At 72.2% G+C, this 26,857-nt stretch carries 31 protein-coding genes and 1 riboswitch; of the genes, 16 read left to right on the forward strand and 15 right to left on the reverse strand.

Annotated features, from left to right (window positions below; all coding sequences use genetic code 11):
- The 3 genes from bioD to bioB all read right to left on the reverse strand — a co-directional run.
- Positions 1-451: dethiobiotin synthase (bioD, locus tag AB0G52_RS15545; protein WP_361336823.1), on the reverse strand; the 451-nt coding region annotated here is incomplete at its 3' end.
- A gap of 1 nt (position 452) precedes the next feature.
- Positions 453-1,733 (reverse strand): adenosylmethionine--8-amino-7-oxononanoate transaminase, encoded by a 1,281-nt coding sequence (locus AB0G52_RS15550; protein WP_132887850.1) that lies wholly within the window; start codon positions 1,731-1,733, stop codon positions 453-455.
- On the reverse strand, positions 1,726-2,931 hold the full coding sequence (gene bioB / locus AB0G52_RS15555; protein ID WP_361336824.1) for a biotin synthase BioB: 1,206 nt from the start codon (positions 2,929-2,931) through the stop codon (positions 1,726-1,728). Before bioB ends, AB0G52_RS15550 begins: the two co-directional genes overlap by 8 nt.
- A gap of 147 nt (positions 2,932-3,078) precedes the next feature.
- Between bioB and AB0G52_RS15560 the strand changes: the two genes are divergently transcribed.
- On the forward strand, positions 3,079-4,206 hold the full coding sequence (locus tag AB0G52_RS15560) for an 8-amino-7-oxononanoate synthase (RefSeq protein ID WP_361336826.1): 1,128 nt from the start codon (positions 3,079-3,081) through the stop codon (positions 4,204-4,206).
- Positions 4,207-4,265: 59 nt separating this feature from the next.
- Here AB0G52_RS15560 and AB0G52_RS15565 read toward each other — a convergent pair whose 3' ends face one another.
- Both AB0G52_RS15565 and AB0G52_RS15570 read right to left on the reverse strand, forming a co-directional pair.
- Positions 4,266-4,493: a DUF397 domain-containing protein gene (locus AB0G52_RS15565; protein WP_132887853.1), complete on the reverse strand. Its 228-nt coding sequence runs from the start codon at positions 4,491-4,493 to the stop codon at positions 4,266-4,268.
- A 9-nt stretch (positions 4,494-4,502) separates the two neighbouring features.
- Positions 4,503-5,363 (reverse strand): Scr1 family TA system antitoxin-like transcriptional regulator, encoded by an 861-nt coding sequence (locus AB0G52_RS15570; RefSeq protein WP_132887854.1) that lies wholly within the window; start codon positions 5,361-5,363, stop codon positions 4,503-4,505.
- A gap of 233 nt (positions 5,364-5,596) precedes the next feature.
- Between AB0G52_RS15570 and AB0G52_RS15575 the strand changes: the two genes are divergently transcribed.
- A complete protein-coding gene (locus tag AB0G52_RS15575; RefSeq protein WP_361336828.1) occupies positions 5,597-6,055 on the forward strand; it encodes an ATP-binding protein in 459 nt (152 codons plus the stop codon).
- A gap of 33 nt (positions 6,056-6,088) precedes the next feature.
- On the opposite strand, the gene AB0G52_RS15580 is transcribed toward AB0G52_RS15575, so the two are convergent.
- The 3 genes from AB0G52_RS15580 to AB0G52_RS15590 all read right to left on the reverse strand — a co-directional run bounded on the left by AB0G52_RS15580 (position 6,089) and on the right by AB0G52_RS15590 (position 8,060).
- Entirely contained in the window at positions 6,089-6,562 is a 474-nt protein-coding gene (locus tag AB0G52_RS15580) for a C40 family peptidase (protein WP_132887856.1), read from the reverse strand.
- 3 nt (positions 6,563-6,565) lie between these two features.
- A riboswitch (cyclic di-AMP (ydaO/yuaA leader) is annotated at positions 6,566-6,750 on the reverse strand.
- A gap of 358 nt (positions 6,751-7,108) precedes the next feature.
- The gene (locus AB0G52_RS15585; protein WP_046730013.1) at positions 7,109-7,417 is read right to left on the reverse strand and encodes a hypothetical protein; all 309 of its coding nucleotides are present in this window, start codon (positions 7,415-7,417) and stop codon (positions 7,109-7,111) included.
- A 7-nt stretch (positions 7,418-7,424) separates the two neighbouring features.
- Positions 7,425-8,060: an ATP-dependent Clp protease proteolytic subunit gene (locus AB0G52_RS15590; protein WP_361336830.1), complete on the reverse strand. Its 636-nt coding sequence runs from the start codon at positions 8,058-8,060 to the stop codon at positions 7,425-7,427.
- Positions 8,061-8,201: 141 nt separating this feature from the next.
- Here AB0G52_RS15590 and AB0G52_RS15595 point away from each other — a divergent pair, with 141 nt between their 5' ends.
- The 8 genes from AB0G52_RS15595 to AB0G52_RS15630 all read left to right on the forward strand — a co-directional run bounded on the left by AB0G52_RS15595 (position 8,202) and on the right by AB0G52_RS15630 (position 15,116).
- On the forward strand, positions 8,202-8,480 hold the full coding sequence (locus tag AB0G52_RS15595) for a type II toxin-antitoxin system Phd/YefM family antitoxin (protein WP_132887858.1): 279 nt from the start codon (positions 8,202-8,204) through the stop codon (positions 8,478-8,480).
- 345 nt (positions 8,481-8,825) lie between these two features.
- Positions 8,826-9,128 carry an urease subunit gamma gene (locus tag AB0G52_RS15600; protein WP_046730081.1) on the forward strand — a complete coding sequence of 101 codons (303 nt, stop codon included), beginning with the start codon at positions 8,826-8,828 and terminating at the stop codon, positions 9,126-9,128.
- Between the two features lie 10 nt (positions 9,129-9,138).
- Positions 9,139-9,450, forward strand: coding sequence for an urease subunit beta (locus AB0G52_RS15605; protein ID WP_361336833.1), 312 nt, complete (start codon positions 9,139-9,141; stop codon positions 9,448-9,450).
- Entirely contained in the window at positions 9,443-11,164 is a 1,722-nt protein-coding gene (locus AB0G52_RS15610) for an urease subunit alpha (protein ID WP_132887860.1), read from the forward strand. The genes AB0G52_RS15605 and AB0G52_RS15610 overlap by 8 nt, the downstream gene beginning before the upstream one ends.
- Before the next feature lie 22 nt (positions 11,165-11,186).
- Positions 11,187-11,861, forward strand: coding sequence for an urease accessory UreF family protein (locus AB0G52_RS15615; RefSeq protein ID WP_361336835.1), 675 nt, complete (start codon positions 11,187-11,189; stop codon positions 11,859-11,861).
- A gap of 80 nt (positions 11,862-11,941) precedes the next feature.
- On the forward strand, positions 11,942-12,622 hold the full coding sequence (gene ureG, locus AB0G52_RS15620) for an urease accessory protein UreG (RefSeq protein ID WP_132887862.1): 681 nt from the start codon (positions 11,942-11,944) through the stop codon (positions 12,620-12,622).
- On the forward strand, positions 12,610-13,380 hold the full coding sequence (locus tag AB0G52_RS15625; RefSeq protein WP_361336837.1) for an urease accessory protein UreD: 771 nt from the start codon (positions 12,610-12,612) through the stop codon (positions 13,378-13,380). Before ureG ends, AB0G52_RS15625 begins: the two co-directional genes overlap by 13 nt.
- 131 nt (positions 13,381-13,511) lie before the next feature.
- Complete coding sequence (locus AB0G52_RS15630) at positions 13,512-15,116, forward strand: alpha/beta hydrolase (RefSeq protein WP_361336839.1); 1,605 nt, start codon at positions 13,512-13,514, stop codon at positions 15,114-15,116.
- 62 nt (positions 15,117-15,178) lie between these two features.
- Here AB0G52_RS15630 and AB0G52_RS15635 read toward each other — a convergent pair whose 3' ends face one another.
- Positions 15,179-15,904, reverse strand: a complete 726-nt coding sequence (locus AB0G52_RS15635) for a lysophospholipid acyltransferase family protein (protein WP_132887864.1) — start codon at positions 15,902-15,904, stop codon at positions 15,179-15,181.
- 485 nt (positions 15,905-16,389) lie between these two features.
- Here AB0G52_RS15635 and AB0G52_RS15640 point away from each other — a divergent pair, with 485 nt between their 5' ends.
- Positions 16,390-16,797 (forward strand): DUF6153 family protein, encoded by a 408-nt coding sequence (locus AB0G52_RS15640; protein WP_132887865.1) that lies wholly within the window; start codon positions 16,390-16,392, stop codon positions 16,795-16,797.
- Between the two features lie 82 nt (positions 16,798-16,879).
- Positions 16,880-17,494, forward strand: a complete 615-nt coding sequence (locus AB0G52_RS15645; RefSeq protein ID WP_132887866.1) for a DUF305 domain-containing protein — start codon at positions 16,880-16,882, stop codon at positions 17,492-17,494.
- A gap of 42 nt (positions 17,495-17,536) precedes the next feature.
- Here the strand turns inward: AB0G52_RS15645 and rocD are convergent, their stop codons facing one another.
- The 3 genes from rocD to AB0G52_RS15660 all read right to left on the reverse strand — a co-directional run bounded on the left by rocD (position 17,537) and on the right by AB0G52_RS15660 (position 20,217).
- On the reverse strand, positions 17,537-18,757 hold the full coding sequence (gene rocD, locus AB0G52_RS15650) for an ornithine--oxo-acid transaminase (protein ID WP_132887867.1): 1,221 nt from the start codon (positions 18,755-18,757) through the stop codon (positions 17,537-17,539).
- Between the two features lie 19 nt (positions 18,758-18,776).
- Positions 18,777-19,586, reverse strand: a complete 810-nt coding sequence (gene ddaH, locus AB0G52_RS15655) for a dimethylargininase (protein ID WP_361336842.1) — start codon at positions 19,584-19,586, stop codon at positions 18,777-18,779.
- A 145-nt stretch (positions 19,587-19,731) separates the two neighbouring features.
- Positions 19,732-20,217, reverse strand: a complete 486-nt coding sequence (locus AB0G52_RS15660; RefSeq protein WP_132887869.1) for an Lrp/AsnC family transcriptional regulator — start codon at positions 20,215-20,217, stop codon at positions 19,732-19,734.
- Between the two features lie 111 nt (positions 20,218-20,328).
- On the opposite strand from AB0G52_RS15660, the gene AB0G52_RS15665 reads away from it, so the two are divergent.
- From AB0G52_RS15665 to AB0G52_RS15680, 4 genes are read left to right on the forward strand one after another with little or no spacing between them, the layout of a single operon-like run.
- A complete protein-coding gene (locus AB0G52_RS15665; RefSeq protein ID WP_361336844.1) occupies positions 20,329-21,078 on the forward strand; it encodes a response regulator transcription factor in 750 nt (249 codons plus the stop codon).
- A gap of 2 nt (positions 21,079-21,080) precedes the next feature.
- On the forward strand, positions 21,081-21,440 hold the full coding sequence (locus AB0G52_RS15670) for a hypothetical protein (protein WP_361336846.1): 360 nt from the start codon (positions 21,081-21,083) through the stop codon (positions 21,438-21,440).
- A gap of 22 nt (positions 21,441-21,462) precedes the next feature.
- Positions 21,463-23,175: a cation acetate symporter gene (locus AB0G52_RS15675; RefSeq protein ID WP_132887872.1), complete on the forward strand. Its 1,713-nt coding sequence runs from the start codon at positions 21,463-21,465 to the stop codon at positions 23,173-23,175.
- On the forward strand, positions 23,172-24,377 hold the full coding sequence (locus AB0G52_RS15680; protein ID WP_132887873.1) for a histidine kinase: 1,206 nt from the start codon (positions 23,172-23,174) through the stop codon (positions 24,375-24,377). Before AB0G52_RS15675 ends, AB0G52_RS15680 begins: the two co-directional genes overlap by 4 nt.
- 16 nt (positions 24,378-24,393) lie before the next feature.
- Here the strand turns inward: AB0G52_RS15680 and AB0G52_RS15685 are convergent, their stop codons facing one another.
- The 3 genes from AB0G52_RS15685 to AB0G52_RS15695 all read right to left on the reverse strand — a co-directional run bounded on the left by AB0G52_RS15685 (position 24,394) and on the right by AB0G52_RS15695 (position 26,791).
- Entirely contained in the window at positions 24,394-24,576 is a 183-nt protein-coding gene (locus tag AB0G52_RS15685) for a hypothetical protein (protein ID WP_132887874.1), read from the reverse strand.
- Positions 24,577-24,648: 72 nt separating this feature from the next.
- Complete coding sequence (locus AB0G52_RS15690) at positions 24,649-25,599, reverse strand: cytochrome c oxidase assembly protein (protein ID WP_132887875.1); 951 nt, start codon at positions 25,597-25,599, stop codon at positions 24,649-24,651.
- A 166-nt stretch (positions 25,600-25,765) separates the two neighbouring features.
- On the reverse strand, positions 25,766-26,791 hold the full coding sequence (locus tag AB0G52_RS15695) for a 6-phosphofructokinase (protein WP_132887876.1): 1,026 nt from the start codon (positions 26,789-26,791) through the stop codon (positions 25,766-25,768).
- Between the last annotated feature and the right edge of the window lie 66 nt (positions 26,792-26,857).

The following is a 26,857-nucleotide window of genomic DNA, read 5'->3' on the forward strand; positions in this document are numbered from 1 at the left end:
CGGTGGCGTTGAGGGTGCCGAGACCGGCCGACGCCACCACGAGCACCGGCGCGTCCAGCAGCCGGGCCACGTCCGCCAGGGTGCCGCCGGCCTCGTCGAACCGGACGAGCAGCCCGCCCGCCCCCTCGACCAGTACCAGATCGTGCTCGGCGGCCAGTTCGGCGGCCGCCTCCGCCACGTCCTGCGGACGCACCGGGGGCAGCCCCGCCCGCCTGGCCGCCGTCCCCGGCGCCAACGGCTCGGGGAAACGGGCCACTTCGGCCGCCGTCACGGCGCCCGCGAGCCGCGCGACCTCGTCGGCGTCCCCGCGCTCGTCCGGTCGTACCCCGGTCTGCGCGGCCTTCAGGACCGCCACCGAGCGGCCGGCCGCGACCGCGGCGGCGGCGACCGCCGCCGTGGTGACGGTCTTGCCGACCTCCGTGCCCGTCCCCGTGATCACCAGAATCGGCATGTCATCCCTCCCGCGCCGCGGCGCACACCGCGTGCGCGATCCGTGCCACGTCCGCGTCACCGGTGACGTACGGCGGCATCGTGTAGACCAGGTCGCGGAAGGGGCGCAGCCACACGCCCGCGCGCACCGCGGCCGCCGTCGCGGCCTTCATGTCGACGTCGTGGTCGAGCTGGACGACCCCGATGGCGCCGAGGACCCGGACGTCCCGGACCCCGGGGAGGTCCCGGGCCGGCGCGAGCCCCTCCCGCAGGCCCGACTCGATCCGCTTGACCTCCGTGAGCCAGTCCTGCCCCAGCAGCAGCCCGAGCGAGGCGCAGGCCACGGAAGCGGCGAGCGGGTTCCCCATGAACGTCGGCCCGTGGGCCAGTACCGGCACCTCGCCCCGCGAGATCCCCTCGGCCACCCGGGGCGTGCACAACGTCGCCGCCATGGTCAGGTAACCGCCGGTCAGCGCCTTGCCCACGCACATCACGTCCGGCGTGACGGCCGCGTGGTCCGCCGCGAACAGCGCCCCCGTGCGTCCGAAGCCGGTCGCGATCTCGTCGAACACCAGCAGCACGTCGTGCGCGTCGCACACCTCGCGCAGCACCCGCAGGTAGGCGGGGGAGTGGAACCGCATCCCGCCCGCGCCCTGGACCACCGGCTCCACGATCACCGCGGCCAGTTCGTGCGCGTGCCGTTCGACCATCGACCGCAGCCGGTCGGCGTACCGCTCGTCGTACTCCGCCGGGGGCGCGTCCGCGAAGAGCTGGCCGGGCAGCACCCCGGACCACAGCTCGTGCATCCCGCCCTCGGGGTCGCACACGGACATCGGATGCCAGGTGTCGCCGTGGTAGCCACCGCGCCAGGTCAGCAGGCGCTGCTTCGCCGGGCGGCCGAGGGAACGCCAGTACTGGAGGCACATCTTGATCGCGACCTCGACCGACACCGAACCGGAGTCCGCCAGGAAGACGTGCTCGAGACCGGCGGGAGACATGTCGACAAGGAGCTTCGCCAGCCGGACGGCGGGCTCGTGGGTGAGCCCGCCGAACATCACATGGCTCATCCGGCCGAGCTGGTCGCGCGCGGCCTGGTTGAGGACGGGGTGGTTGTAGCCGTGGATCGCCGACCACCAGGACGACATGCCGTCGACCAGTTCGCCCGAGCCGTCCGCGAGCCGCAGCCGGACCCCGCTCGCCGACTCCACGACGAGCGGTTCGGCCCGGCCTGGCATCGGACCGTACGGATGCCAGACGTGCCGCCGGTCCAGTTCCAGCAGCTCGGGCAGGCTCAGGTCAGGCATTGGGCGCGAGGTCCGTTCCGGCACCCCGGCGGCGGACGGCGACCAGGTCGGTGCGGGGCTCGTTGGCGACGGCCGTACCGCACACGTCCGCGTGGGCACCGGAACCCTCGTGGGAACCGCACGCCGATCCGCACCCCGCCTCCGACCCGCACCCGGCGCCCGCGTGCGCCCCGGGGACCGCGCCCCTGGCCTCGGCACGGTGCCGGGGCAGCGTCGTCTCCTCGGACCCCTCCACCACGAACCCGGCGTCCGCGATCATCTCCAGGTCGGCCTGGCCGGCCTGGCCCTCGGTGGTCAGGTAGTCGCCGAGGAAGATCGAGTTGGCCAGGTGCAGGGCGAGCGGCTGCATGGTGCGCAGGTGCACCTCACGGCCGCCCGCGATGCGCACCTCGACATCGGGGCAGACGAACCGCACCATCGCCAGGATGCGCAGACAGCGCTGCGGGGTGAGGTTCCACTCCTTGGCCAGCGGGGTGCCCTCGACCGGGATCAGGAAGTTGACCGGCACCGAGTCGGGGTCCAGCGCGCGCAGCGAGAAGACCACGTCGACCAGGTCCTCGTCCGTCTCGCCCATGCCGGCGATCAGCCCGGAGCACGCCGAGAGGCCGGCCGCGTGCGCCTTGTTGACGGTGTCCACCCGGTCGGCGTACGTGTGCGTGGTCGTGATGTCCCCGTACGTCCCCTCGGACGTGTTGAGGTTGTGGTTGTAGGCGTCCGCGCCCGCCTCGCGCAGCCGCTCCGCCTGGCCGTCGGAGAGCAGTCCGAGGCAGGCGCACACCTCGACGCCCTCGTTCTGCTCCTTGATCGCCTTGATGGTGCCGGCGACCCGGTCCACGTCCCGGTCGGTCGGACCGCGCCCGGAGGCCACCAGGCAGACCCGCTTGGCGCCCCCGGCGAGGCCCGCGGCCGCCGCCTTGGAGGCCTCGTCGGGTTTGAGCCAGCTGTACTTCAGGATGCCGGTCGAGGAGCCGAGGCGCTGCGAGCAGTACGAGCAGTCCTCCGGGCACAGCCCCGACTTGAGGTTGACCAGGTAGTTGAGTTTCACGCGCCGGCCGAACCACTGCCGGCGCACCTTGCCCGCCGCGGCCACCACGTCCAGTACGTCGTCGTCGGAGGTCGCCAGCACGGCGAGCGCTTCCTCGCGGGTCGGCAGCTCGCGCCGAAGCCCCTTGTCCACCAGCGTGTTCAGCAGGTCCATGAGAGCCGATCCTGTACTACGAGGCTGCTCCGGGCCAAGGAGAGTTCGCACAACCCTGTCAGATCGACATGTGGGTATCACCACACAGTGGGTGGCCGACGGTCCCGCTAGGGTCTGTTCATTGCCTACAAAAGCACCGGAGGGGCCATGGCGTTCGGCTGGATCGACGAACAGGCGGAACTCCGCCGCCGCGCCGGACTCGTACGGACCCTGCGCCCCCGTCCCGCCGACTCACCGCTGCTGGACCTGGCGAGCAACGACTACCTGGGCCTCGCCCGCCATCCCGAGGTCGCCGAGGGCGCGGCCGAGGCCGCCCGGACGTGGGGCGGTGGCTCCACCGGTTCCCGGCTGGTGACCGGCACGACGGAGCTGCACACCGAGCTGGAGCGCGAGCTGGCCGGGTTCTGCGGGTTCGAGGCGGCCCTGGTCTTCTCCTCGGGCTACGCGGCCAACCTCGCCGCCGTCACCGCGCTCGGCCCGCACGGCTCCCTGATCGTCTCCGACGCCCTCAACCACGCCTCCCTGATCGACGGCTGCCGGCTGGCGCGGGGGAGCACGCAGGTCGTCGGGCACGCCGACCCGGACGCCGTGCGCAAGGCGCTGGGCACGCGCGAGGGGCCCGCGCTGGTCGTCTCCGACACGGTGTTCTCGGTCGACGGTGACGCGGCGCCGCTCGCCGCGCTGGCCGAGGCGTGCCGGGAGCACGGCGCCGGACTGCTCGTGGACGACGCCCACGGACTCGGGGTCATCGGGGACGGCGGGCGGGGCGCGCCGTACGCGGCCCGTCTCGCCGGGGCCGACGACGTGGTGGTCACGGTGACCCTGTCCAAGTCGCTGGGCAGCCAGGGCGGGGCCGTGCTGGGGCCGGCCCGGGTGATCGACCACCTGGTGAACGCGGCGCGGACCTTCATCTTCGACACCGGTCTGGCGCCCGCGGCCGCGGGCGCGGCGCTGGCGGCCCTCGGGCTGCTGCGGCGCGAACCCGCCCGCGCGGCCCGGGCCCGCGAGGTGGCCGCCGAACTGCACGCACGGCTGACCGCCGCGGGCCTGTCGGCGGTACGACCGGACGCCGCGGTGGTCTCCGTGCGGGCCCCGTCCCCGGAGGAGGCCGTGCGGTGGGCGGCCGACTGCCGGTCGGCAGGCCTGGCCGTGGGCTGTTTCCGTCCGCCTTCCGTGCCGGACGGCGTCTCACGGCTCAGGCTGACCGCCCGTGCCGACCTCTCCGGGGCCGAGATCGAACGCGCTGTACGTGTGATCGGCGAGACACGACCATGAGTCGGCGTGACACGGCCGGGCCTTGCGCGCATGCGGATACGGAATCGGTTACCGGCTGATCAGCCGGTGAACGTGGCCACGAAACCCGCCCAGCTCTCGGGGGAGAAGAGCAGCGCGGGCCCGGCGGGGTGCTTGGAGTCGCGTACGGCGAGCAGCCCGGCCGGTGGGCCGGAGTGCGGCCGTGCCGTCTCCACGCAGTTGTTCGCTCCGGTGCTGTAGCTGCTGCGCAGCCATCGCACACCGGGCAGATCCGTACTTGAAGGTACGTTCCGAGGCAGTGCAGTCATGGTGCCTCCTTACGCGCCGTCACCTATCCCGGCGATGTAATCCAACGAGTCCTCGGGTGAAAGGGCGTGGATCTGAAGGGTGTTGAAGGCCTCCGCGTAGGCCTGGAGGTCTTCTTTCCGTTCGAGGTAGAGGCTACTCGTCAACTGGTCGAGAACAACCACATCCAGATCAGAAGTGCTCGGAAATGAGAAGATTACGAAAGGGCCGGTGATGCCGACATGCGCCCCCGCCGCGAACGGCAGCACCTGGAGCCGCACCTGCGGCAACCGGGCCGCCTCCGTCAGCCGCTCCAGCTGTCGGGCCATCACCCCCGGGCCGCCCACCTCCCGGCGCAGCACCGCCTCGTCCAGGACCGCGCTCAGTTTCAGCGGCGGATCACCCCGGAGCACGTCCTGCCTGGCCAGACGCACCTCCACCAGGGCGTCGAGGGCCTGTTCGTCGAGCCCGTCGGCGGCCACCCGGGTCACCGCGCGGGCGTACTCGGCGGTCTGCAGGAGCCCCGGCACCACCGAGGTCTCCAGCGTGCGCATCGCGCTCGCCTGCGACTCCAGGCTGATGAAATCCCGGTAGGCGGGCGGCAGCACCCCCCGGTAGGCGTGCCACCAGTGATGTCGTCCCGCGGTGTCCTCCGACCCCGCCAATACCAGCAGCAACTCGCGCAGCTGCCCCTCGGCCACCCCGTAGGCGTCGAGAAGTAACCGCACATCGGCCGGTTTCACACCGCTGGCGCCGGTCTCGATCCGGCTCACTTTCGACTGGTGCCAGCCCACCAGGCGGGCGGCCTCGCCGCTCGTGAGACCCGCACCGGTGCGCAGCATGCGCAGTTCGGCGCCCAGTTTCCGGCGGCGTACCGCGGGACCGTTCTGCATGGGCTACTCCCTACTCAATCTGGCCGCCCATATACGGTCCGGTGTCGCAGAGTTCACCGCTTCGAGCGACAGATATATGCACATCTTGGTGGATCGCTCCCCGCGACCGGCCCCGTAATGGCAGTCTGGCGGAGAAGTACCAGTCCGGGACCGTACTCGAACCATCCCCACCGTGCCGGACTCCGGTCCCGAGGAAGTCGGACTCCGGTCCCGAGGAAAGGGACGACGTCGCCATGGCAGACCATCTGGAAGCATCCGTCACCCTGCCGAGCGAACCCGCCTCGGTCGCCGCGGCCCGGGCGTATGCGCTGGACACCCTCGCGGAGTGGGGACTGCCACCGGAGACGGAAACGGCGGACACCGTCCGCCTCATCGTCTCCGAGCTCGCCACCAACGCCGTGCAGCACACCTTCGGGCAGTCGCCCACCTTCACGCTGGACCTCGGCCTCGACCGGGACGAGCACCTGCGCATCGGCGTCACGGACAGTCATCCGCGCTTCCCCAGGAGACTTCCCGCCGCGGTCCAGCAGGACAACGGCCGCGGCATGGTCATCATCCGCTGGCTCACCGCCGAGTACGGCGGCAGACTCCGGGTCCGCCCCACCCGGGAGGGCGGCAAGACGGTCTTCGTCGAACTGCCCTGGACGGTCCCGGCCCACCCCGTCACCGCGGCCGGCCAGCAGGAGCCGTAGCCCTGAGCTCCCGCCGGCCGGTGCGCGGCGGGGTCAGCTGACCCGGCCGTACCAGACGCTCTTCGTCCAGATCTTCTGGAGCTTCACCACGTCCCCGGTCTTCGGGGCGTGCCAGATCTTTCCCTTCCCGGCGTAGATGCCGACGTGGTACACGCTGGAACCCGAGTGGAAGAAGACCAGGTCCCCGGCCTTGCGGCTGCCGGCCGAGATGTGACGGGTCTTGTTGTACTGCTGGGCCGCCGTTCGCGGCAGGGTCTTGCCCGCCTTCTTGAACGAGTACAGCGTGAGCCCGGAGCAGTCGAACCTGTTCGGTCCGGTGGCGCCCCACCGGTAGGGTGAGCCCTTTTTCGAGGCGGCGACCTGCAGTGCCTTCGTCGCCAGCGTGGCGGCCGAGGCGTCGGAGGCGACACCAGGGATCACGATCGAGCCGCCCACGGCGGCGATCGTCAGCGCCGAGGCCGTACCGGCCCGGGCCATGAGCGACGGAACACGATTGAGCGCAGTCATGCGCAACCCTTCGTCAGCCGCCTGTGAAGGATGACCTGTCGGATTCGGGCTGGCGAAGTTGCCCGGCCGCGTTGCCACGGCTTCACCCCAAGGGCTGCTCGGTCCGGTCATGGCGTGACCGTTCCGGCGACCCGTCGTGCTTGGGTCCTCCACTCCTGCCGATGCACTGCTGTCGACGTCATCCGGGCGGCGGCAGGACTCGGCGTCCGCCCGGACCGCCCCGCCGTGGTGGCGGGGGCTTGTCGTCAGACAGGGATCTTCACGCACTCGTGTCCGAAAATCCCAACGGAACCGGGGATTTGTGGGGTTACTCACCACCCACCCGTTCGGGTGGACAGCCCTGTGTTCGATTCTCCGTCAACTCCACTGCGTAGGCCCGGACCTGCGTCGAAGCGCTCCACGACCCCTGTGGAGCAGGCGAGTCGAGCGGCTTTTTCGGTCAGGTAAAACCACGCCACACTCCGCCGAACGGCGGTAACCCCTTTGGGTCGTTTCAACTCCGGCCCGGGCGTGGCGTCGACGCATCGGCCTGGACTCCTGCGGAGGTCACCGTACGCAGTCGGGCGGGAGTGCGACGCGAGCGGTCCGGCGCTCGCCGTCGAGCACCCGCAACGCCCGTGCCAGCGTGTCCCCGTGCAGCTCCGTCTCGCCCCGTCGATGCATCAGGGCCAGCGCGTCGCGCAGCTCGGACGCCGCGCGCACCAGCGCCTGCGCGGCGCGCAGACCGCGGTAGGTGTCCTCGTTCTGCGCCGGGTTGATACGGCCCAGCAGGTCGACCACGTCCAGGTAACGGTCGATCAGCTCGCCCTCCGCGCGGGTCAGCGCGGGCAGCGGCGGCAGCTCCGGTGGCAGCATCGGCGGCTCACCCCGCGTGCGGCCGGCCGAGCGGGGGCCGGTGCGCGGGCATGACCCGGTCCGCCAGCCCGTACGCCACCGCCCCCGGCGCGTCCAGGACCAGGTCCCGCTCCAGGTCCTGCTGGACCTGCCCGGGGGTGCGCCCGGTGTGCCGGACGAGCATCTCCTCCACCATCGCGCGGGTCCTTTCCCACTCCGCCGCCTGGATGAACAGATCGCTCGGCCGGCCCTGCACCGGCTCCGGCAGGGCCGGTTGCCGCAGCACCACGCGGGCGCCGGGCAGCACCGAGCGTTTGCCCGGGGTGCCGGCCGCGAGCAGCACCGCGGCCGCGGCGCCGGCCTGCCCCAGGCAGACGGTCTCCACCTCGCAGGTGACGTACCGGAGCGTGTCGTAGATCGCGGCCATCGCGCTGAACGAGCCGCCGGGGGAGTTGATGTACAGCGCGATGTCCCGCTCCGGAGCCGCGTGCTCCAGGTACATCAGCTGCGCCAGCACGTCGTTGGCCGAGGTCTCGTCGACGGGCGCGCCCAGGAAGACGATCCGCTCCTCCAGCAGCTTGGAGTACGGGTCCAGGGTGCGCTGCCCGGCGGTCGTGCGTTCGGTGAACTCGGGCAGGACGTAACGGGCGGACGGTCGGGTCATGGCAGTACCACTCCTCGCGGCTGGGCGTCTCGACGGCCGAGCAAGCTGCAAGAAATGTACAGGACGTACAGACGTCGGGATCGGGATTCCGCTGTCGCCGAACAAGAGGTGTCGCCGAGGGCGCCCCGTAAGCTGGGGTGTATGGCCTACGAGATTCCGGTGACGCAAGCCAGGGCTGAGCTCGCCGAACTGATCAACCGGGTGGTGTACGGCGGTGAGCGCGTGGTCGTGACACGGCACGGCAAGCCGCTGGTCGCCCTCGTCTCCGCCGCCGACCTCGAGCGCCTCGAAGAGCTCCCCGAAGCCACCGAGAGCCAGGTGGTCAGCTCCGTCTCCAGCGTGCGCGAGACCGCCGCCGCACGCCCCGAGCGCGGCCGCTTCGGCATCGCGGCGGAGCACCGCGGGGCCGCGGGGTCCTAGCCGCCGGCAGGGTGGCCGGCGCGGCAGCCGGTACCGGCATCGGCCCTCCCCGGGGTGCCCCGGGTGAGGGCCGCTGCCGTGTGCCCGGCGCATGGTGGTCCCCCGGACGGCCGTGCGCGGGGCGGCCGGTGCCGGGATCATCCGTTCGGCCCAGCCGTGCGCCTCATGCGCCGGTCATGGCGTGATCAAGGTCCGGTTAACGTCACCGAAACTCCGGCAAACTAGCCTGCCGCTCCATGCCACCAGCGGTTTTCCTGGCCGGATCGGGTTCGCGGGCCCGATCCGCCGCGGTGGCTGCGGCAACCGGACCCCGCACGGTCCGGAGCGAGGACTGTGAGGTGGGACGTGCAACTGACCCCGCACGAGCAAGAGCGGCTGCTGATCCATGTGGCGGCCGACGTGGCCGAGAGGCGCCGGGCCCGCGGACTGAGGCTGAACCACCCCGAGGCGGTCGCCCTCATCACGTCGCACATCCTCGAAGGCGCACGTGACGGCCGTACCGTCGCCGAACTGATGGCCTCCGGGCGCAAGCTGCTCACCCGGGACGACGTCATGGAGGGCATCCCCGAGATGATCCACGACGTGCAGGTCGAGGCGACCTTCCCGGACGGCACCAAGCTCGTCACCGTCCACGACCCGATCGTCTGAGAGGCCGCCGATGACTCCCGGAGAGATCCTCTTCGCCGACGGGCCGGTCGTGTACAACGAGGGCCGCGAGGTCACCCCGCTGACCGTCCTGAACGCCGCCGACCGGCCCGTCCAGGTCGGCTCCCACTACCACTTCGCCGAGGCCAACCCCGGACTGGAGTTCGACCGGGCGGCGGCGCGCGGCAAACGGCTGAACATCGCCGCCGGCACCGCCGTCCGCTTCGAGCCCGGCATCCCCGTCGACGTCGAACTCGTCCCGCTCGCCGGCGCCCGTGTGGTGCCCGGGCTGCGCGGGGAGACCGGAGGTGCCCTCGATGCCTGAGATCTCCCGCGCCGCCTACGCCGACCTGTTCGGCCCGACCACCGGCGACCGGATCCGGCTCGCCGACACCGACCTGCTCGTGGAGATCGAGGAGGACCGCTCCGGCGGCCCCGGGCTCGCCGGTGACGAGGCGGTCTTCGGCGGCGGCAAGGTCCTGCGCGAATCCATGGGCCAGTCCCGCGCCACCCGCGCGGAGGGCACCCCGGACACGGTCGTCACCGGCGCGGTGATCATCGACCACTGGGGCGTCGTCAAGGCCGACGTCGGCATCCGCGACGGCCGCATCACCGGCATCGGCAAGGCCGGCAACCCCGACACCATGGACGGGGTGCACCCGGACCTGGTGATCGGGCCCGAGACCGAGGTGATCGCCGGCAACGGGCGGATCCTGACCGCGGGCGCCATCGACGCGCACGTCCACTTCATCTGCCCCCAGATCGCCGACGAGGCGCTGGCGGCGGGCGTCACCACCCTGGTGGGCGGCGGCACCGGCCCCGCCGAGGGATCCAAGGCGACCACGGTCACCCCCGGGCCCTGGCACCTCGCCCGGATGCTGGAGGCGATGGAGCAGTACCCGCTCAACATCGGATTCCTCGGCAAGGGCAACACCGTCTCGCACGAGGCGATGCTCTCCCAGATCCGGGGCGGCGCCCTGGGCCTGAAGCTCCACGAGGACTGGGGCTCCACCCCCGCCGTCATCGACGCCGCCCTGACCGTCGCCGACCGGACGGGCATCCAGGTGGCCATCCACACCGACACCCTGAACGAGGCCGGGTTCGTCGGGGACACGCTCGCCGCGATCGGCGGGCGCGGCATCCACGCCTACCACACCGAGGGCGCGGGCGGCGGACACGCGCCGGACATCATGACCGTCGTCTCCGAGCCGCACGTGCTGCCGAGCTCGACGAACCCCACGCGTCCCTACACGGTGAACACCGCCGAGGAACACCTCGACATGCTGATGGTGTGCCACCACCTCAACCCGGCGGTGCCGGAGGACCTGGCCTTCGCCGAGTCCCGGATCCGGCCCTCGACCATCGGCGCCGAGGACATACTCCACGACCTCGGCGCGATCTCCATCATCTCCTCCGATGCGCAGGCCATGGGCCGGGTGGGCGAGGTGATCCTGCGGACCTGGCAGACCGCGCACGTGATGAAGCGGCGGCGCGGCGCCCTGCCGGGCGACGGCCGGGCCGACAACCACCGGGTACGGCGGTACGTCGCCAAGTACACGATCAACCCGGCGCTCGCCCAGGGCCTGGCCCGGGAGATCGGTTCGGTGGAGACCGGGAAACTCGCCGACCTCGTGCTCTGGGAGCCCGCGTTCTTCGGGGTCAAGCCGCACCTCGTCCTCAAGGGCGGCCAGATCGCCTACGCACAGATGGGCGACGCCAACGCGTCGATCCCGACACCCCAGCCGATCCTGCCGCGCCCCATGTACGGGGCGATCGGACGGGCCCCGGCCGCCAACTCCTTCAACTTCGTCGCCCCGCTGGCGATCGAGGACGGACTGCCCGAGCGGTTGCAGCTCGGCAAGCGGTTCGTCGCCATCGACTCCACCCGCGGTGTGACCAAGGCGGACATGCGGGAGAACGACGCGCGGCCCAGGGTCCGGATCGATCCCGACAGCTTCGCCGTGCACATCGACGGAGAGCTGGTGGAGGCCGTACCGGCCGCCGAACTGCCCATGGCCCAGCGCTACTTCCTTTTCTGAGATCCGAGAGCAGAGGTCCCTGATGTCCCGGGCGGCGTTGCTGGTGCTGGCCGACGGCCGCTTTCCCGCCGGAGGCCATGCGCACTCGGGTGGGGCGGAGGCGGCCGTGAAGGCCGGGCGGATCACCGGGGCGGCGAGCCTCGAGGAGTTCTGCCGCGGCCGCCTGCACACCACGGGGCTGGTGGCGGCGGCGCTCGCCGCGGCCGCCGTCCTAGGTGTCGAGGTGCGGGAGTTGGACGCGGCGGCCGACGCGCGGACGCCGTCGCCCGCGTTGCGGGGCGCCGCGCGGCGGCTCGGGCGGCAGCTGATGAGGGCCGCGCGGGTCACCTGGCCGAGCGCCGAACTCGACGCGGTCGCCGAACAGTTCCCCAAGGGGGCCCATCAGCCGGTGGTGCTGGGCGTGGTGGCCCGGGCGGCGGGTCTGTCCGCCCAGGACGCGGCCCACTGCGCGGCGTACGAGTGCGTCAGCGGGCCGGCCACGGCGGTGGTGCGGCTGCTGAGTCTGGATCCGTTCGAGGCGACGGGTGTGCTCGGACGGCTGGCGCCCGAGGTGGACCGGGTGGCCGACCGGGCGGTGGAGGCGGCGCGGAGAGCGGTCGCGGACGGGGCCGGGGCCCTGCCGGCGGCGTCCGCGCCACTGCTCGAGATCGGCGCCGAGTGGCATGCGGGGTGGGCGGTGCGCTTGTTCGCGTCGTAGCCGTCTGTGCCCCGCACCTGCCCCGACGGGAGCGTCCCGGACGGGCTGACCCGCAGAAACTGCTGAACAAGGAGCCGTACATGCACCTCGACCACGATCACCGGCACGGTCCCGTCGCCGTCAGCGCCGACGCCCGCCGGCCCGACGGGTCCCGGCGCGCCCTGCGGATCGGGCTCGGCGGGCCGGTCGGATCCGGCAAGACCGCCACCGTCGCCGCCCTGTGCCGGTTGCTGCGGGACGAACTGTCCCTCGCCGTCGTCACCAATGACATCTACACCCGCGAGGACGCCGAGTTCCTGCTGAGGGAGGCCGTGCTGCCCCCCGAGCGGATCGCCGCCGTGGAGACGGGGGCCTGCCCGCACACCGCGATCAGGGACGACATCTCGGCCAACCTCGAAGCCGTGGAGGACCTGGAGGACGAGGTCGGGCCGCTGGACCTCATCCTCGTCGAGTCCGGCGGGGACAACCTCACGGCCACCTTCTCCAGGGGACTCGTGGACGCGCAGATCTTCGTGATCGACGTGGCCGGGGGCGACGACATCCCCCGCAAGGGCGGACCCGGTGTCACCACCGCCGACCTGCTGGTCGTGAACAAGACCGACCTGGCGCCGTACGTGGGGTCCGACCTGGCCCGGATGGCCGCGGACGCCAAGGCACAGCGCGCCGAACTGCCCGTCGTCTTCCAGTCGTTGCGCGGCGAGACCGGGGTCGGCGACGTGGCCGGCTGGGTGCGGGAGCGGCTCGCCGCGTGGACGGCGTGACCGCCACCGGCGTGCGTGCGACCGCGAGGATGGTCGCACGGGACGACGGGCGGGGCGGCACCTCGCTGCCCGTGCTGGAGGGCGAGGGGCCGCTGGCCCTGCGGCGTACCCGGGGGAGCGGTGCCGAGGCCCGGGTGATGGTCGTCGGGGCGATGAGCGGGCCGCTCGGCGGGGACCGCTTCGCCGTCGAGGCCACGGTGGAGCGCGGCGCCCGGCTGCGGGTGGGGTCGGCCGCCGCGACCATCGCGCTGCCGGGACAGGCGAAGGGTGAGGCGCGGTACGACGTCCGGCTCGACGTCGCCGACGGCGGCGAACTGCACTGGCTGCCCGAGCAGTTGATCTCGGCCAAGGGGAGCGAGCTGTACGTCACCACCCGGGCCGACGTGGGTGCGGGCGGACGGCTCGTGCTGCGTGAGGAGCAGGTGCTCGGACGGGCCGGGGAGACGCCGGGACGGCTGGGCAGCCGGCTCACCGTACGGGTCGCCGGGAGCGTCGTACTCGATCAGGAACTGGCCTGCGGGCCTGGCGCGCCCGGCGGCTGGGACGGTCCCGCCGTCCTGGCGGGACACCGGGCCGTCGGGCAACTCGTCGTCGTACGACCCGAGTTCGCCCACGAGCCGGTACGGGCGCGGATGCTGGGGGAGTACGCGGCGCTCACTCCGCTGGCGGGGCCCGCGGTGCTGGTGAGCGCGGTGGCGGCGGACGCGCTGCGGCTGCGGCGGGTGTTGGACGCGGCCCTGGGTGAATGGGGAGGGTGATCCGCTCAGCGGGACCACGTCATCCGGATATCGGATTGGTAAAGAACGGCTGACATGCCTTGTGCACAGCGGAGTCACAGCCGGAAAGATCCTCCCTGACCACTCGCAACGATGTACGGGGAGGGGCCCACTTGAGGGACAACTTCAGATCGAGGAGCCGGACGCTGGCGCTCGGTTCGGCGGGCGCGCTGGTCACCGCGAGCCTGATCACCGGGGCGCTCGCGGCCCCCGCGGCCGGCGCCGAGGCCCGGCACGGCGGCCAGGACCGGCAGCAGCGCGGCGCGGCGATCGCCGCCGCGCGGGCCGCCAAGGCGGGCATCGACTGGGCGGACTGCCCGGCCGACTGGGGCTTCGCCAAGCCCGTCCAGTGCGGCTGGGTCACTGTGCCGCTCGACTACACGAAGCCCGACGGCAAGCAGATCCGGCTCGCCGTCGACCGAATAGCCAGCACGGGGACGAAGGCGGAGCGTCAGGGCGCGCTCGTCTACAACCCCGGCGGCCCGGGCGGCTCCGGCATGCGCTTCCCGCTCCGGGTCACCACCAAGAACCCCCTGTGGGTCAACGCCTCCAAGGCGTACGACTTCGTGGGCTTCGACCCCCGCGGCGTCGGCCACTCCGCGCCCATCTCCTGCATGGACCCGCAGGAGTTCGTGAAGGCGCCCAAGGCCGACCCGGTGCCGGACACCGAGGCCGACAAGACGGCCCAGCGCAAGCTCGCCAAGGAGTACGCGGACGGCTGCGCCGAGCGCACCGGCAAGGCGGTGCTCCAGCAGATGACCACCCCGAACACCGCCCGTGACCTCGACGTCATCCGGGCCGCGCTCGGCGAGAAGAAGCTCAACTACCTCGGTGTCTCCTACGGCACCTACCTCGGCGCCGTGTACGGCACGCTGTTCCCGGGGCACGTCCGCCGGATGATCGTGGACAGCGTCGTCAACCCGTCGCGCGAGAACATCTGGTACGAGGCCAACCTCGGCCAGGACATCGCCTTCGAGGGGCGCTGGAAGGACTGGGAGGACTGGGTCGCCGCCCACGACTCCGCCTTCCACCTGGGCACCACGCGCGACGCCGTCCAGGCCAAGTGGCTCCAGCTGCGCGCCACCGCCAAGGCGCACCCGATCGGCGGAGTCGTCGGCCCGGCCGAGCTGATCTCCTTCTTCCAGAGCGCCCCGTACTACGACTCCTCGTGGGTCCCGGTCGCCACGGTGTTCAGCAAGTACGTCGCCGGTGACACCCAGGCGCTGGTCGACGCCGCCGCCCCGGACCTCTCCGACACCGCAGGCAACATCTCCTCGGAGAACGGCAACGCCGTCTACACCGCCGTCGAGTGCACCGACGCCAAGTGGCCCACCAGCTGGCGCAAGTGGGACCGCGACAACACCGAGCTCAACAAGAAGTACCCGTTCATGACCTGGGCCAACGCATGGATGAACCTGCCCTGCGCCACCTGGCCGGTCAAGCAGCAGACCCCGGTGGACGTCACCACCCACAAGGGCCTGCCGCCGGTGCTGATCGTGCAGTCCACCCGTGACGCCGCCACCCCGTACCAGGGCGCCGTCGAACTGCACAAGCGCTTCAGGGGCTCCCGCCTGATCACCGAGCAGGGCGCCGGCTCGCACGGCGTGACCGGCCTGGTCAACCCGTGCATCAACAGCCGGGTCGACTCCTACCTGCTCACCGGCAAGCTGGACGGCGCGGACGTCACCTGCACGCCGCACGCCACACCGCAGCCGTAACCCTTCGGGCACCGCGGTGCGGGGCGGCGGGAGCGTTCCCGCCGCCCCTTCGCCGTCCGGCGTCAACTCAGCGGTGCGCGCGGGAACCTGCGCTCCTTCTCGCCCTTCGCCGCCGTCTGCTCCGCCTTGACGACCGCCGCGTACTGGTCGACGTACTCCTGCCCGGAGAGCTTCAGGACGGCGTACATGATCTCGTCGGTGACGGCGCGCAGGATCGCCTTCTCGCTCTCCATGCCCGCGTAGCGCGAGAAGTCCAGAGGCCTGCCGAAGCGGATCACGACGGGGTGCGGGGTGGGGACGACCTTCCCGGGCGGCTGCGCCTCGAAGGTGCCGATCATGGCGCACGGGATCACCGGGACACCGGCGCGCAGCGCCATCACGGCGACCCCGACCTTGCCCTTGTAGAGACGGCCGTCGTGCGAGCGGGTGCCCTCCGGGTAGATGCCGAGCAGCTCGCCCTTGGCCAGCACCCCGAGCCCCTCGCGGATCGCCGCCTGGCCGGCCTCCTTGCCCGAGCGGTCCACCGGGATCTGACCGGCGCTGCGGAAGAAGAACGCGGTCAGCCGGCCCTTGAGACCCGGTCCGGTGAAGTACTCCGCCTTGGCCAGGAAGGTGATGCGCCGCTTCAGGACGGCCGGCATCAGGAAGTGGTCGGAGAAGGAGAGGTGATTGCCGGCGACGATGGCCGGCCCCGACGCGGGCACGTGCTCCAGGCCCTCGATCCGGGGCCGGAACACCACGCGCAGCAGCGGCCCGAGCAGTACGTACTTGAGCAGGTGGTAGAACACGGCTCTCTCCTCACTTCTGCCGGTCCCCGCCGGAACCGGCGGCCTGCCGAGTCGGCTCGTCCACGGCGGGCCCGGGGTGATGTGCGCCTGTCGTCATCTGTGGCCATGTCCGGTCGGTCTCATGCCCACCCGCTGACACCGTCTCGTTGGATTTCACCACGCCGGCGACCGAGTCGTCGCCCGTCCGGGTTGGGTCGGGGCCGGGCTCGGCCGAAGCGCTCGACGCGGATCCGGTCCGCGCGCCGGCCCGGCCCGGCGAGCAGCCGGGAGGCGCGCTCGGCGAAGCCGTCGGAGCCGACCGCCTCCCGCCTCCCGCCGTTCGCTGGTCCTCGGTCGCGAACTCGTCGGCCGGCGCGCCGGGCTGACGGGGCCCCCAGTCCGTCCGGTGCCGCCTCGGCGAGCTCACCGGCTGACGCCGGCACCCCCGCGCGGTCCCGGCGGTGCCCGTGCGCGGCCGTTCTCAGGGCATGCATAGGATGGCCCCGATGCGTCCGACCGAGCCGCCCCCGCAGCGACCGCCCCACCGGCGGTGGCGAGCGCTGCTCGTCCTCGGGCTGCTGGCCGGGCTGTTCGGCATGCACGCGCTGGCCCCCGGCGGTGTCGTCGGACACCACGGCGCACCCGGGCGTGCCGTCCCGCACACGGCGGTCATGGTCACCGCCTACGACGGCTGCTCCGGCGGCGACGGTCACTGCGGCGGCGACCACGCGCACCACGCCGACGCGACCTGCGCCTCCGGCGCGATCAGCGGTGGCCCGGCGCTGCCCGCCCCGGTCCCGGACCCGGTGCACGTCCCCGCGCCGGACCGCACCGCCGCGTCCCGGGCGGCCACGGCACCCGACGCCGCCCGTGCCCCACCCGATCTGGCCGAACTCCAACTCCTGCGGATCTAGCGGCACCCGAGCCGGCCGCGCGCGTGCAGCGCGCCGGTCGCGCTCCCGCGTGCCCACTCACACCCATCGCAGGAGATCCAGCATGACCACCACGCGTACCCGTGCCGTCCTCGTCGCGCTCACCGCGACCGCCGCCCTGGCCCTCACCGCGTGCGGCGGCGACGACAGCGCCGGCGCACCGCACGCGTCCCACTCGGCGGCGGCCGGCGCGACCGCATCCGCCTCCGCCGGGGCGCACAACGCACAGGACGTGTCCTTCGCCCAGACCATGATCCCGCACCACCAGCAGGCCCTGGAGATGGCCTCCCTCGCCGCCGACCGGGCCTCCTCCGCGCAGGTGAAGGACCTCGCCGCCCGCATCGAGAAGGCCCAGGACCCGGAGATCAACACCATGACCGGCTGGCTGAAGGCCTGGGGCGAGGAGGTGCCCATGGCGGGCATGGACCACAGCGGTCACAGCGGCATGGCCGGGATGATGTCCGTCAAGGACATGACCATGCTGAAGCAGGCCAAGGGCAAGGACTTCGACACGATGTTCCTGACCATGATGGTCCAGCACCACCGGGGCGCCGTCGAGATGGCCGGGACCGAGCAGGCCAAGGGCGAGTACGCCCCGGCCACGAGCATGGCCGGGTCCATCGTCACCGGACAGAACGCCGAGATCAAGGAGATGAACAAGCTCCTCGGCAAGGGCTGAGCCGCAGCGGCGGCCGCGCCCACGGGCGCGGCCGCCGTCCGCTCAGACCGCCAGCACCTTCTCCAGCGCCCCCAGCGCCGAGCGCAGCTCGTCCGCCGTGACGGTCAGCGGCGGGGCCAGCCGGATCGTGGAGCCGTGGGTGTCCTTGACCAGGACGCCCTCGCGCATCAGACGCTCGCTGATCTCCCGGCCGGTGCCGATCGCCGGGTCCACGTCGACGCCCGCCCACAGCCCGCGCGCCCGGAAGCCGACCACGCCCCTGCCGACCAGCGCCGCCAGACCGTCCCGCAGGACCATGCCCAGCTCGGCCGCCCGGCGCTGGAACTCGCCGCCCTCCAGCAGCTCCACCACCGCCGTGCCGACGGCCGCGGCGAGCGGGTTGCCGCCGAACGTCGAGCCGTGCTCACCCGGATGCAGCACGCCCATCACCTCCCGCCGGGCCACCACCGCCGACACCGGTACGATCCCGCCGCCCAGCGCCTTGCCCAGCAGCAGCACGTCCGGGACGACGTCCTCGTGGTCGACGGCGAGGGTGCGCCCCGTGCGGCCGAGTCCGGACTGGATCTCGTCGGCGACGAACAGGCAGCCCGCGCGCCGGGTCAGCTCCCGGACACCGGTCAGATAGCCGTCGTCGGGGATCAGCACCCCGGCCTCGCCCTGGATGGGCTCGATGAGCACGGCAGCGGTCGTCCCGTCGACGGCCGCCTCCAGCGCCGCCAGGTCGTTGTACGGCACGACCCGGAAGCCCGGTGTGAAGGGGCCGAAGCCGGCCCGGGCGGACTCGTCCGTGGAGAAGCTGACGATCGTGGTCGTACGGCCGTGGAAGTTGTCCGCGGCGACGACGATCGTGGCCCGGTCGGCGGGCACGCCCTTCACGTCGTAGGCCCATTTGCGGGCCACCTTGATGCCGCTCTCCACCGCCTCCGCGCCGGTGTTCATCGGCAGCACCATGTCCAGCCCGGTCAACTCCGCCAGCCGTTCGGCGAATTCGGCGAGCCGGTCGTTGTGGAAGGCGCGGGAGGTGAGGGTCAGCCGGTCGAGCTGACGGTGCGCGGCCTCGATCAGGGCGGGGTGCCGGTGGCCGAAGTTGAGCGCCGAGTAGCCGGCCAGCATGTCGAGGTAACGGCGGCCCTCGACGTCCTCCACCCAGGCGCCCTCGGCGCGGGCCACGACGACGGGCAGCGGGTGGTAGTTGTGCGCGAGGACCGGTTGCTCCGCCTGGATCAGCTCGGCGGAGGTGCGCGTGCGTGCGGGTGCGGTCATGAGGGGGATCTCCTGGTCCTCAGCGGATTTCCTGGGTGCAGCACTTGATGCCGCCGCCTGCCTTGTGGAACTCCGACAGGTCGACGGGGACCGGCTCGTAGCCCTGGTCGGCGAGCCGGGCGGCCAGCGCCTCGGCCTGCGGCGCGATGAAGACGTGGCGGCCGTCGGAGACCGAGTTCAGCCCCCAGGACAGCGCGTCGTCACGGGTGGCGAGCACCGCGTCCGGGAACAGCCGGCGCAAAACGTCCCGGCTGCCGGGGGAGAAGGCCTCCGGGTAGTAGACGATGTTCGCCTCGTCCAGGACGAACAGCGCGGTGTCCAGGTGGTAGAAGTACGGGTCCACCAGCGTCAGGCTGATCACTGGGTGGCCGAAGAACTCCTGCGCCTCCCGGTGCGCCTCCCGGGATGTCCGGAAGCCGGTACCGGCCAGCAGGTACCGGCCCGTCCAGACCAGGTCGCCCTCGCCCTCGACCACCGAGCCGGGACGGTGCACGTCGTAGCCCGCGGTCTTGAACCACAGGTCGTAGTGGCCCGACTCGGGGCGCCGCTCGGGGGCGTGGAACAGCGAGCCGAAGACCCGCCCGTCGACGACCACCGCCGAGTTCGCGGCGAAGACCATGTCGGGCAGGCCGGGGACCGGGTCCAGCCGGTCCACGCTGTGGCCGTGGGCGCGGTAGGCGTCGATCAGCGTCGTCCACTGCTCCTGGGCCAGATCGACGTCGACCCTGGTGTCGGGGTTCATCCAGGGATTGATCGCGTACTGCACGGCGAAATGTCTGGGTTCACAGACAAGGAAGCGCCTGAGGCGCGGCACACGGCTTTCGGACACAGAGGGGTTCCTCCGCTTTCCCGCGGTGTCGACTGAGGGTTGACACCAAGGTAGAAAGCGTCGGATACGGGCGACAAGAAACGAATGCTGCGCGTCCGCGCAGGAATGCTGCGTGTCCGGTCATACAAACGCAGCGTCGATGCGTTTACTCCGGGGCCGCCGCCGTCGCGCCCGCCTCCGGGCTCTCCGGCAGCAGATGCGACAGCACCATCACGCTGATCGTCTTGCGGATGAACGGCTCGACCCGGATCCGCTCCAGCACCTCCTCGAAGTGGTCCACGTCCCGGGCCCGCACGTGCAGCAGCGCGTCCGCGCCGCCGGTCACCGTCATGGCCGCGGTGATTTCCGGATGGTTGCGCACCACCTCCGCGAGCCGCCGGGGCGGCGCCGCGCCCTCGCAGTACACCTCGACGTACGCCTCCGTGCGCCAGCCGAGCGCCGACGGTTTCACGGTGGCCGTGAAACCGGTGATCACACCGGTCTCGCGCAGCCGGTCGACCCGCCGCTTCACGGCCGTCGCGGAGAGCCCGACGGCCGCGCCGATCTCGGCGAAACTGGTCCGCGCGTTCGCCATCAGCGCGGTGGTGATCTTCCGGTCGAGATCGTCGAAAGGGGCGGTGCCGCTGTTCATGTCCGCACTGTAACCACGCGGAACGGCACTTCGGGAACACCGCTTCGTCCGGCGCGGACGACCACGTCCGCGACATGTCCAGCGCCCCGCCCCGCCGCCTACACTCCGTTCATGCTGCGCGCTCTCGCCGTCGACGACGAACGCCCCTCGCTGGAGGAGCTCCTGTACCTGCTGCACGCCGATCCGCGCATCGGCAGCGTCGAGGGCGCCGGGGACGCCACGGAGGCGCTGCGCCGCATCACCCGCGCCCTGGAGTCGGGACCCCAGGGCCCCGAGGCCGTCGACGTGGTCTTCCTGGACGTCCAGATGCCCGGCCTGGACGGGCTGGAGACGGCCCGGCTGCTCACCGGCTTCGCCCGGCCGCCGCTGGTGGTGTTCGTGACCGCCCACGAGGACTTCGCGGTGCGGGCCTTCGACCTCAAGGCGGTCGACTACGTCCTGAAGCCGGTCCGCAAGGAACGCCTGGCGGAGGCGGTCCGGCGGGTCGCCGAACTGCGCGGCGCCGCACCGCGGATATCCGTCCACGCCCCCGACCCCGACCACCTGCCGGTCGAACTCGGCGGCGTCACACGGTTCGTGGCCGTCGACGACATCACCCACGTCGAGGCCCAGGGCGACTACGCCCGGCTGCACACCGAGCGCGGCAGCCACCTCGTCCGCATCCCGCTGTCCACCCTGGAGGACCGCTGGCGCTCCCGGGGCTTCGTGCGCATCCACCGCCGCCACCTCGTCGCCCTCCGGCACGTCGGCGAACTCCGCCTGGACGCGGGCACGGTGAGCGTCCTGGTCGGCGGCGAGGAACTCCAGGTCAGCCGGCGCCACGCGCGCGAGCTGCGGGACCTGCTGATGAGGAGGGCCTGACCGTGCCCGGCGAGCCCGTCGAGCGCCGGGTCACCGTCACGGGACCGCCCCGCCGCAGCCGCCGCGCCCCGGGCTACTACCGGCCGCGCACCGAGATCGACGAGCAGACCACCCTCGGCCACACCTATGTCCGCTCCCTGATGCGTTCCCAACTGCGCGCCGCCCTGGCCGCCTTCGCGGTGCTCGTGCTGCTCGTCGGCCCGCTCCCGCTGGTGTTCGCGGCCGCCCACGGGGCGCGCCGACCGGAGTGGCTGGTGCTCGGCTTCTGCCTCTACGCCCCGCTGATCCTGCTCGCCCGCTGGTACGTGCGCCGCGCCGAACGCAACGAGGAGGACTTCGTCCGTCTCGTCGAGGACCGATGAACACCCGTCGCGGCGAGGTGAGATGAACTCCAGCTATGCCGTACCGGCCGTGGCCCTGGTGGTGGTCGCGACCGTCCTCGTCGGCGCCTTCGGGCTGCGCATCTCCCGGACCACCTCCGACTTCTACGTGGCCTCCCGCACCGTCGGCCCCCGCCTCAACGCGGCCGCGATCAGCGGCGAGTACCTCTCCGCCGCCTCCTTCCTGGGCATCGCCGGGCTGGTCCTCGTGCAGGGCCCCGACATGCTCTGGTACCCGGTCGGCTACACCGCCGGCTACCTCGTCCTCCTGCTGTTCGTCGCGGCCCCGCTGCGCCGCTCCGGCGCCTACACCCTCCCCGACTTCGCCGAGGCCCGGCTCGCCTCGCGGCCGGTACGACGGCTGGCCGGCGCGTTCGTCGTCGGCGTCGGCTGGCTCTACCTGCTGCCCCAGCTCCAGGGGGCCGGGCTGACCTTGGCGGTCCTCACGGGGGCTCCCGACGCGCTCGGCGGCCTCATCGTGGCCGTGGTCGTGGTGGCCACGGTCGCCGCGGGCGGCATGCGCAGCATCACCTTCGTCCAGGCCTTCCAGTACTGGCTGAAACTCACCGCCCTGCTCGTCCCCGCCCTCTTCCTCGTCCTCGCCTGGCAGGGCGCCGGCGCCCCCACCCACGCCTTCGACGAACCGGCGGCCTTCCGGGACCGGCGCACCGTCGACGTCCAGGACGCCCTCGCCCTCAGGCTCGACCGGCCCCTGACGGTCACCGTCACCGGCACCGTCGACGGACGCCCGTACCGGGACACCAGGCTGACCCTCCCCGAGGGCAGCCACCGCATCGCCGCGCACACCCGCCTGACCTTCGCCCGGGGCACCCCGGTCCCCGCCACCGAGCGCGGCACCAACGGCGGCATGTCCACCTCGCTCGCCGAGAGCCGCGAGGAACGCCCGCTCTACGCCACGTACGGGCTGATCCTCGCCACCTTCCTCGGCACCATGGGCCTGCCGCACGTCGTCGTCCGCTTCTACACCAGCCCGCACGGCGTCGCCGCCCGCCGGACCACGGTCGCCGTCCTCGCCCTGATCGGCCTCTTCTACCTGCTGCCACCCGTCTACGGCGCCCTCGGCCGCCTCTACACCCCCGAGCTGACCCTCACCGGCGACGCGGACGCCGCCGTGCTGCTGCTGCCGGACCGCGTCGTCGGCGGCCTCGGCGGCGAACTGCTCGGCGCCCTGGTGGCCGGCGGCGCCTTCGCCGCGTTCCTCTCCACCGCCTCCGGCCTGACCATGGCGGTCGCCGGCGTCCTCACCCAGGACGTCCTGCCGTCCCGCGGTGTACGGCACTTCAGGCTCGGGACCGTGCTGGCGATGGCCGTACCGCTCGCCGCCGGCGTCCTTGTCGGCGGACTGCCGGTCGCCGACGCCGTGGGGCTCGCCTTCGCCGTGTCGGCGTCCTCCTTCTGCCCGCTGCTGGTGCTCGGCATCTGGTGGCGGCGGCTGACCCCGCCCGGCGCGGCCGCCGGGATGCTCGTCGGCGGCGGCTCGGCGTTCTGCGCGGTGGCCGCGACGATGGCCGACTTCCCGGGCACCGGCGACCTGCACGCCCTGCTCGCCTGGCCGGCCCTCTGGTCGGTGCCGCTGGGCTTCCTCACCATGATCCTGGTGTCCCTGGCGACCGCGAGCCGGGTGCCCCCCGGGACGGCGGCGATCCTGGCCCGCTTCCACCTCCCCGAGGAACTGCGTGCGGAGGCCAAGGCGTGACCGGCTTCCTCGCGGGCCTGTGCGTGGCCGTCCTCCCGCTGCTGGCCGCCGGTTTCTGGCTGGGCCGCCGCACCGCACGCCCCGAGAGCCTCGGCGGCCTCGGCACCCCCGTCGAACACGCCACCTTCGAGACCCTGCACACCGCGTCCCTCGCCGCGCCCCCGCTGCGCGCGGGCCTCACCGAGGAGACCGCCCGCCGCTCGGCCCGCCGGCTGCGCACCCTGCTCGGCACCGACGCCCTGTGCCTGACCGACCACGAGAACCTGCTGGTCTGGGACGGCGTCGGCGGCCACCACCGCGCCGAGATCCTGGAACGCCTCGCCGGCCCCCTGGAGTCCGGCCGCGGCGAGGCCTTCCGGCTGCACTGCCAGACCCCCGACTGCCCGGTCCGCTGGGCCGTGATCACCCCGCTGACCGTCGACGACCGCGTGCACGGCACCCTGGTCGCCTGCGCGCCGCGCGAGTCCGCGGTCCTGGTCCGCGCGGCCGGCGAGGTCGCCCGCTGGGTCAGCGTCCAGCTGGAACTCGCCGACCTGGACCGATCCCGCACCCGGCTCATCGAGGCCGAGGTCCGCGCCCTGCGCGCCCAGATCTCCCCGCACTTCATCTTCAACTCGCTCGCGGTGATCGCCTCGTTCGTGCGCACCGACCCCGAACGCGCCCGCGAGCTGCTCCTGGAGTTCGCCGACTTCACCCGCTACTCGTTCCGCAGGCACGGCGACTTCACCACCCTCGCCGACGAACTGCACGCCATCGACCACTACCTGGCGCTGGTCCGGGCCCGCTTCGGCGACCGGCTCACGGTCACCCTCCAGATCGCCCCCGAGGTGCTCCCGGTCACCCTGCCCTTCCTCTGCCTCCAGCCGCTCGTGGAGAACGCAGTCAAACACGGCCTCGAGGGCAAGACCGGCACCTGCCACATCCAGATCACCGCCCAGGACGCGGGCGCCGAGGCACTGGTCGTCATCGAGGACGACGGCGCGGGCATGGACCCGGTACTGCTGCGCCGCATCCTCTCCGGCGAACTCAGTCCGTCCGGCGGCATCGGCCTGTCCAACGTCGACGACCGGCTCCGCCAGGTCTACGGCGACGACCACGGCCTCGTCATCGAGACCGCCGTCGGCGCGGGCATGAAGATCACCGCCAGGCTGCCCAAGTACCAGCCCGGCGTGCACCGGGCCGCCCCCCTCACCGCGGACTGACCGGTCGGCCCGACCGTCAGCCGCTCTGCCGGGTCATCACCATCGCCAGCGTGAGCAGCCCGAGCACCACCCAGCCGAACCACAGCCAGCCGTTGCTGCCGAGCGCCACCGTGTAGGCGGTCACCACCACCAGGCCGCCCACGGTCAGCACCCCCATCGCCTTGGTGGAACCGTTCGAACCGTTCGCAGAACCGGGCATCGCGACACCCTCCTCGTGGTCCGTCCCCCTCCATGGTGCCTTCCCATGGTGCCCCCTCCATGGTGCCCCGGATCAGCCCTCGCGGGCGTTGAGGGAAGCCAGATAGGCGTTGTACGCCTCCAGCTCCTTGTCGCCGTCCCGGTCGGCGGCCCGGTCCGTGCGCCGTGCCTGGCGCTGCTCGGAGCCGTACCACTGGAACAGCAGTGCGATCAGCACCAGCACGGACGGGATCTCACTGAACGCCCAGGCGATCCCGCCGGCCGCGTTCTGGTCGGAGAGCGCGTCGATGCCGAGCGAGGCGGGCGGGTTCCGGAACGTCTCCACCATCGGCTCGGACGCCATCATCAACGCGATGCCGAAGAACGCGTGGAAGGGCATGCCGGCGAACAGCTCCAGCATCCGCATGAGGTGCCCCGGCCGGTGCGGTCCCGGGTCGACACCGATGATCGGCCAGAAGAAGACGACGCCGACGGCGAGGAAGTGCACCATCATCGCGATGTGCCCGGCCTTCGACCCCATGAGGAAGTCGAACAGCGGGCTGAAGTAGAGCGCGTACAGGCTGGCGATGAACAGCGGGATGGTGAAGGCGGGATGGGTGATGATCCGCATGTACCGGCTGTGCAGCAGGGCCAGCAGCAGCTCGCGAGGCCCCTTGCGCCCCCTCCCGGCCACCGGCAGCGCCCGCAGCGCCAGCGTCACCGGGGCGCCCAGCAGGATCAGGATGGGGGACAGCATGCTGATGACCATGTGCTGCACCATGTGCACGCTGAACATGACCATCCCGTAGTCGTTCAGCCGGGTGCACATCACGAGCACGACGGTCAGCACACCGACCACGAACGACGCGGTGCGCCCCGCGGACCAGGAGTCCCCGCGCCGCCGCAGCCGCACCACACCCCACCCGTACAGCGCGAGCCCCGCGACACAGGCCACGAGGAAGAACGGATCGGCCGACCACTCCAGCCCCCGCCCCAGCGTGAACGGCGGCAGATCCATGGTCATGCCGTGCCCGCTGTGATCCATCCGGCGGCTCCTGATTCGTGGGGGGTTGTGCAGTTTCTGTCAGGCCCCAGAGTAGAACCGCCCCCGGGCGCCTATGCGACCGGGGGCAATGAAGCGCCCCTTCAGGGGCGCGGGGAACTGCGCGACCAGCCACAGCTCACCCGCACGCGACACACGACCGCAACCCCTACAGCACGGTCTCCGCCTCGTCGTACCGCTCCGAGGGAACCGTCTTCAAGGTCTCCACCGCCTCGGCCAACGGCACCATCACGATGTCCGTCCCCCGCAGCGCGGTCATGTTCCCGAACTCGCCCCGGTGCGCCGCCTCCACCGCGTGCCACCCGAACCGCGTCGCCAGCACCCGGTCGTACGCCGTGGGCGTGCCACCGCGCTGGACGTGCCCGAGGATCACCGGCCGCGCCTCCTTGCCGAGCCGCTGCTCCAGCTCGACCGAGAGCTGCCGGGCGATCCCGGCGAACCGCTCGTGCCCGTAGATGTCCTTGCCGCCCTCGTCGAACTCCATGCTGCCGGCCTTCGGCTTCGCCCCCTCCGCCGCGACGACGATGGCGAACCGCTTCCCGGCCTCGAACCGCTCACCCACCCGGCGGGCCAGCTCCTCGATGTCGAAGGGCCGCTCGGGCACGACGATGGCGTGGGCGCCGGCGGCCATGCCGGAGTGCAGGGCGATCCAGCCGGTGTGCCGCCCCATGACCTCCACGACGAGCACCCGCTGGTGGGACTCGGCGGTGGTCTTCAGCCGGTCGAGGGCCTCGGTGGCGACTCCCACGGCCGTGTCGAAGCCGAAGGTGACGTCGGTGACGGCGATGTCGTTGTCGATGGTCTTCGGGACGCCGACGATCGGCAGGCCGGCGTCCGACATCAGCCGGGCCGCCTTCAGCGTGCCCTCACCGCCGATCGGGATGATCGCGTCGAGGCCGAGCTCGGCGACGTGGCCCCTGGCCCGTTCCACGCCGTCCCGCAGGTGCGAGGGCTGGACCCGGGAGGACCCGAGGATGGTGCCGCCGCGGGCCAGGATGCCGGCCACGGCGTCGAGGTCGAGCTTGAGGTAGTCGCATTCCAGGAGGCCCTTCCAGCCGTCCCGGAAACCGATGACCTCGTCGCCGTGGTCGGCGACGGCACGGTGGACGACGGACCGGATGACGGCGTTCAGGCCGGGGCAGTCGCCGCCGGACGTGAGGACACCAATGCGCATAGCCCGAAACAACCTTCTCCACGTGGGCCGAAGACCGGACCACGCTGTCCGGCTGTCATCGCCGTC

Source organism: Streptomyces sp. NPDC021562 (genome assembly GCF_040640875.1).
In the GTDB taxonomy this organism is placed as follows: Bacteria; Actinomycetota; Actinomycetes; order Streptomycetales; family Streptomycetaceae; genus Streptomyces.